Below are 2,508 nucleotides of genomic sequence, written 5' to 3'. Positions count from 1 at the left end.
GACTGCGGCCACGAACTCCCGCCCCTCGCCCTCCGCCAGGCCAAACGCCCCGGCCGCCGCCTGGGCGGCGTAGGCCAGGATCATGAAGGCGACGATGATGATCACCCCGTCCAGCAGGAAGGCGCCGGCCCGCTCCCCCGCCGAGCCCAGCTGCAGGCGCAGGTCGACGCCCTCCGGGGTGACGAACTCGCGGATCAGCAGATTCTGCGGGTCGATCGGCGGCTTGCGTTTGATGGCGGGGCGCTTGGCCCCCGGACGGCGGGTGAGGGAGACCATCAGGCGGCGCGTCCCGGGCGCGGCAGGTAGAAGAAGGCGAGCCACAGGGTCAGGGTCGTGGCGGCGATGGCGTAGCGGGCCCAGTCCAGGCGGATGGTCTGGCGGCCGATCCCCTCCAGCAGGCCGGCCACCACCAGCATCAGCACCACCCCGATCATTACCACCCCGGCGTGGCGGCCGGCGGCGGAGGCGGCGTCGATACGGGACCTGTCGCCCGGGAAGCCCACCGCCATGCCGATCCTGAAGCCCGCCGCCCCGGCCAGGATCACCGCGAACAGCTCCGTCGCCCCATGGATCATCAGCCAGCCCCCCATCTCCCAGCCCAACCCCCGCGAGGCGTAGAGCGCCAGCATGGCCCCCATCATCAGGCCTTGCTGGGCCATCAGCAGGGCCGTGGGCACCCCGAAGGCGAAGCCCAGGGCAAAGCAGAAGATCGACACCTGGGCGTTGTGGGTGAACAGGAAGATCGCGAACGCGCCCAGGAAATGGCCGCCGTCGTTGTCGTAGAGGATCTTCTTCAGGGACTCGGTGGTGGCCGCGAAGTCGCGCCCCTGGGACATGCCGCCGACCATGGTGTCGTACCAGGCGTTGTCCCGCTGGACCATGACATAGGCCGCCACGGTGGCGACCAGGAAGATCAGGGCGCAGACCAGGGTCTCGCGCCACAGGGAGCGCACCGCATTGGGCCAGTCCCGGCGGAAGAACCGGCTCACCCTCTGCAGCAGCCGGGTGCGCGGCCCATAGACGAAGAAATAGCCCCGCGTGGTCAGGCTCTCCAGATAGCTGATCAGGCTGGCGTCCAGCGACGTGGCCCTGGCCACCGACAGGGACGAGGTCACGGCCCGGTACAGCACCGGGATCTGCAGCAGCTCGTCGTCCGAGAGCTTGGCGGCGCGCCCGCGCTCGGCCTTGGCCAGCAGGGCCTCCAGCCGCCGCCAGTCGCCCTCCCGCTCGGCGCGGAAACGGTGGCTCTTGAGTTGCAGGTCCTTCATGGGCGGCTCATTTCTCTTCCCCCGACCCCGGCGAGAGCCGGGGGCATGGGGGAAGTGGATCGTCGCCACCGGCGACGAGACGATGGGGGCTCCAGCGGAGTGGAAGCGCCCGCGTCAAGCTGGAGCCTCCATCCCCCGCTTCGCGGGTACTTCCCCCAAGGGGGGAAGAGAAGGCGCGCATCGTCTCTCCCATCACATTAGCTCCCGCCGTTTGAGGTCGAGGTAGGCGCTCAGCAGGTTGGGGCCCAGGCGGTCGGCGGGGGCGTCGATGATGTGGGCGCCCAGGCGGCGCAGGCGGCTGGTGACCACGTCGCGTTCGCGCAGCAGGGCCTGGGCGGTGACGGCGCGGGAGATGTCGTCGGCCTCCACCGGCTCGCGGCGGGCGATGGACTCCAGTTCCTCGTCGCGCAGGACCACGAACAGCACCAGGTGCTTGCGCAGCAGCCGCGCCACGTTCTCCAGCATCAGCTCGGCGCTGGTGGTGTCGGCGAAGTCGGTGAAGATCACCACCAGGGACCGCCGCTCCAGGGCGGCGCTGAGCTGGGTCAGGCCCAGGGTGAAGTTGGTCTCCTCGGTGGAGTAGTCCAGCCCCGCCGCCACCCGCTGCAGCATGGGGAAGGCCCCGGCCCCGGACAGCACGCCGCTGAACACCCGCGGCTTGGCGTCGAAGCCGAAGATCCCCGCCCGGTCGCCCAGCTTCAGGCTGACATAGGCCAGCAGCAGCGCCGCGTTCAGCGCCCTGTCGATGCGCGGCACCCCCAGCAGCGGGTCGCACATCAGCCGCCCGCAATCGATGGCGAAGACGATGGGATGGTTGCGCTCGGTGCGGAACTCCTTGGACAGCAGCTTGGTGTGGCGGGCCGACTGCTTCCAGTCGATGGTCCGCGGATCCATGCCGCCCACCAGCTCGCGCAGGGCGTGGAATTCCGACCCGTCACCACTCTCCAACTGCTCCTTCAGGCCGAACAGGGCCTCGCGGGAGAACAGGCGGATGGCCTCGTCCTTCACCGCCTGGATGTTGGGGATGACGGCGATCTTGCGCCCTGGCGCGTCGCGAACCTGTTTCCACACCAGGCCCAGCGGCCCGCGCCAGCGCAGCCACAGGGTCTCGATCTCGCCCTCGCCTCGGCGCAGGGGCGTCAGGGTCAGATCGCTGACCGAAGCCCCGTCCACGAACCGGACAGGAGCCCGGTCCGGCGAAACGGTCAGGCGCTCATTGGTCTGGATGGCGATCTCGGCG

The 2,508-nt window shown here is 69.9% G+C and carries 2 protein-coding genes and 1 pseudogene; all 3 read right to left on the bottom strand.

Annotation, left to right across the window (positions count from 1 at the left end; translation table 11 throughout):
* Window positions 1–276: pseudogene (locus JWQ24_RS27855) on the bottom strand (hypothetical protein); the annotation flags it as partial.
* Window positions 276–1,268 carry a stage II sporulation protein M gene (locus JWQ24_RS27850; RefSeq protein WP_299815644.1) on the bottom strand — a complete coding sequence of 331 codons (993 nt, stop codon included), beginning with the start codon at window positions 1,266–1,268 and terminating at the stop codon, window positions 276–278. The pseudogene JWQ24_RS27855 and the gene JWQ24_RS27850, both read right to left, overlap by 1 nt.
* Before the next feature lie 192 nt (window positions 1,269–1,460).
* On the bottom strand, window positions 1,461–2,508 hold a 1,048-nt coding region (locus tag JWQ24_RS27845; RefSeq protein WP_299815641.1), incomplete at its 5' end, for a DUF58 domain-containing protein.

This window comes from Tardiphaga sp. (genome assembly GCF_028290495.1).
In the GTDB taxonomy this organism is placed as follows: domain Bacteria; phylum Pseudomonadota; class Alphaproteobacteria; order Rhizobiales; family Xanthobacteraceae; genus Tardiphaga.
Note: the sequence above shows the minus strand (reverse complement) of the source record. Positions and strands in the feature narration are given on the sequence as shown.

Coding starts and splice junctions, on each gene's coding strand:
- JWQ24_RS27850 (WP_299815644.1), bottom strand. CDS start 1,268: ATGAAGGACCTGCAACTCAAGAGCCACCGTTTCCGCGCCGAGCGGGAG.